Origin of the sequence: Sedimentibacter sp. (assembly GCF_033447055.1) — a bacterium.
Classification (GTDB): Bacteria; Bacillota; Clostridia; order Tissierellales; family Sedimentibacteraceae; genus Sedimentibacter.
Window position 1 is genome coordinate 1 of sequence record NZ_JAWQJF010000012.1, and the last position, 3,474, is coordinate 3,474.

At 32.1% G+C, this 3,474-nt stretch carries 3 protein-coding genes; all 3 read left to right on the top strand.

From position 1 onward, the window contains the following. Nucleotides 1–741: tRNA dihydrouridine synthase (locus SA378_RS00985; protein ID WP_318524130.1), on the top strand; the 741-nt coding region annotated here is incomplete at its 5' end. A 196-nt stretch (nt 742–937) separates the two neighbouring features. Further along, nucleotides 938–1,411: a transcription elongation factor GreA gene (gene greA / locus SA378_RS00990; RefSeq protein WP_412178656.1), complete on the top strand. Its 474-nt coding sequence runs from the start codon at nt 938–940 to the stop codon at nt 1,409–1,411. A 30-nt stretch (nt 1,412–1,441) separates the two neighbouring features. Next, entirely contained in the window at nt 1,442–2,926 is a 1,485-nt protein-coding gene (gene lysS / locus SA378_RS00995) for a lysine--tRNA ligase (RefSeq protein ID WP_318524132.1), read from the top strand. Nucleotides 2,927–3,474 lie beyond the last annotated feature (548 nt).

Genomic DNA, 3,474 nt, shown 5'->3' on the forward strand with positions numbered 1-3,474 from the left:
TCATTTGTTGTAGAAAATTACATAAATCAAAGAAAAGATATAGACATTATAGATATAAACATGGGCTGCCCTGCACCTAAAATTGTCAAAAATGGTGATGGCAGCGCACTTATGAAAACACCTGAATTGGCAGGTCAAATTATAAATAAAGTTAAAAAGGCAGCCAATAAACCTGTAACAGCAAAAATTAGGGCAGGATGGGATTCTAAAAATATAAATGCGGTCGAGTTTGCTAAAATTTTAGAGTTCAACGGAGCAGATATGATTGCTGTTCACGGAAGAACAAGAGAACAATATTATACAGGAAAAGCAGATTACAATATAATAAAGAATGTTAAAGACAATGTCAGCATTCCTGTGGTTGGAAACGGAGATATTTATGCTCCTAATGACGCTGATAATATGTTAGAAACCACCAATTGTGATGCTGTCATGGTTGGAAGAGGAATACTGGGGAATCCTTGGCTTATAATGAATATTGTTAATATATTAAACGGCAACAATGATTTTTATGAACCTTCAATAAATGCTAAAATTGAAATGATAAAAAGACATGTTTCCATGCTTGTAAAGGAATTGGATGAAAAAATTGCAATATTGGAAATGCGAAAATTTGCTGCCTGGTACATGAAGGGTATGAAAAACTCTTCAGAAACAAGGAATTATATAAATAAAATAACAAAAGCAGATGAATTGTATTATGTTTTGGATAAATATATAGAAAATAATGTTTGCCCATAAATGTATTAACAAAAATCTTGACATTAGTACGTTACTTTATTATAATATTTAGATTAATTAAAAAAGAATTGTCATCTAATTATCATATTATATTAAATCTATAATACAATAAAATATACATCTTAGAGCTTGCATAAAAGAATAAGTACAGTAAAATGCATTAATTGTAATAAGCAACATTATTAAAAGGAGCAATATTATGAGAAATAATGAGACTTTGATTACAGCAGAGGGATTGGAAGAAATAAAAAGAGAATTGGAAGATTTAAAGATTGTAAGAAGGAAAGAAGTTTCTGAAAAAATTAAGGTAGCTTTAGCTTTTGGGGATATAAGCGAAAATGCCGAATATGATGAAGCAAAAAATGAACAGGCAAACGTTGAAAGCCGTATTGCAAAATTAGAACAAATAGTTAAGAGTGCAAAAGTTATAAAAGCGACAAAACAAAAAGGAATTGTTAGTATTGGTTCAACAGTTCAAATAAAGGATTTGGAATTTGATGAAACCATGGAGTATACTATAGTAGGTTCTGCTGAGGCAGATCCTTTCAAGGGCAGAATATCAAATGTTTCCCCTCTGGGAAAAGCTCTGCTGGACAAAAAGATTGGAGATATAATAGAGGTTGCATCTCCAGTTGGAGATATGATAAAATATGAAATATTAACAGTTTAATTAATAAAAATATTAGCAAATGATAAGGTGGTGTTAAAATTGAGTGAACAACAAAATTCAGGAGATTTAAGACAGGTAAGGGTAGGAAAATTAAAAGATTTAGTTGAATCAGGAAGAGATCCGTATAAAATTTCTAAATATGATGTAACTTCTAATTCACAATACATTAAAGAGAATTATGAAGAAATGGAAGGAAAATTCGTTTCTATTGCCGGCAGAATAATGTCAAAAAGGGGTCAAGGTAAAGTTGGATTTTATGATATTCAAGATCATCTCGGAAGAATTCAGATGTTTGTTAAAATGGATTCAATAGGTGAAGAAGAATACGCTTGGCTGAAAACTTATGATATTGGTGATATTATTGGCGTAAAAGGCGAAATATTTAAGACTAAAATGGGTGAGATTTCTATAAGAGCTGAAGAGATTAAACTTCTGTCTAAATCCTTGCAAACTCTTCCGGAAAAATTTCATGGTCTTAAAGACACAGATTTAAGATACAGACAAAGATATGTTGACATAATAGTCAACCCGGAAATAAAAGATATATTTTTAATGCGTAATAAAATAATCAGAGGTATAAGAGAATATTTGGACGGAGAAGGATATTTAGAGGTTGAAACACCAATACTCAGTCCAATAGCAGGCGGAGCTAATGCAAGGCCATTTGTTACTCATCACAATACTTTGGATATAGATATGTACATGCGTATTGCAAATGAACTGTTCTTAAAGAGATTGATCGTAGGCGGTTTAGGTGATGGTGTTTATGTAATGGGCAAGATGTTTAGAAATGAAGGAATGGATGCAAATCACAATCCTGAATATACAGCAATAGAAATATACAAACCATATGCTGATTTCAATGACATGATGACGTTAACGGAAAATATTGTAGCATATGTTGCAATGAAAGCGAGAGGAACAACTAAAATTGAGTTCCAAGATAAAGTTATAGATTTTACTCCTCCTTGGAGAAGAGTGAAAATGCAAGACATGGTAAAAGAGTATGCAGGCGTTGATTTTGATTTAATAAATACAGATGAAGATGCTATAGCTATTGCAAAACAAAAAGGAATTGAAATAAAACCTTTAATGACAAGAGGACATGTAATAAGTGAATTGTTCGAGGCGTATTGTGAAGAACATTTAGAACAGCCTACATTCGTGACTCATCATCCTGTAGAAATATCTCCACTTGCAAAAAGAAATGTAGAAGATCCAAGAGTTACTGACAGATTTGAAGCATTTGCCAACACTTGGGAAATAGCTAATGCATTTTCAGAGTTAAATGATCCTATAGATCAAAGAGAAAGATTTGAGGAACAAGTAAAACAAAAAGAAGCTGGGGACGATGAAGCTCACATGATGGACAATGATTTCATTAATGCTATCGAAGTAGGCCTTCCACCAACAGGCGGTCTTGGTATAGGAGTTGACAGAGTAATAATGCTTATTACAAATCAGCCGACAATAAGGGATATTATATTATTCCCGACAATGAAGCCACTAGAATAACTAGATTTTACTATAAACATACTAAAAGAGAGCAGTTTAACTGCTCTCTTTTAGTATCATTTTATATATAAAAAAATTAGGTACAATTATACAAGAAAAAGTCTTGACAAACAGATACAGTAATGATAAACTAACAAAGTTGTCTCAAGTGACATCAAAGTAGAAATAAAGAAAAAATTGGAAGTTGACAACACATGTAAGGTGTGGTAGACTGTGAAAGCTGTTCAAGAGAACAGCAAGTCAAGAAAAAATGAATGAAAAAAGTTCTTGACAAAGAGGAACAAGCATGATAAACTATCAAAGCTGTCCTAAGGACGGCGAGTTAAGAAAAAGAAATTTAAAAAAAGTTCTTGACAAACGAAAGTGAACATGATAAACTATTAAAGCTGTCTCAAACGACGGCAAGAACCTAGACAATAAAACAGCATAAGAAACCTTTGAGAGTTCTAAAAAAGAACAAACAAACAAAAGTAATGAAAGATAGATAATGCTATGCGTTATCTTGAGCAAGAATATTAAACGAGAGTTTGATCCTGGCTCAGGACGAA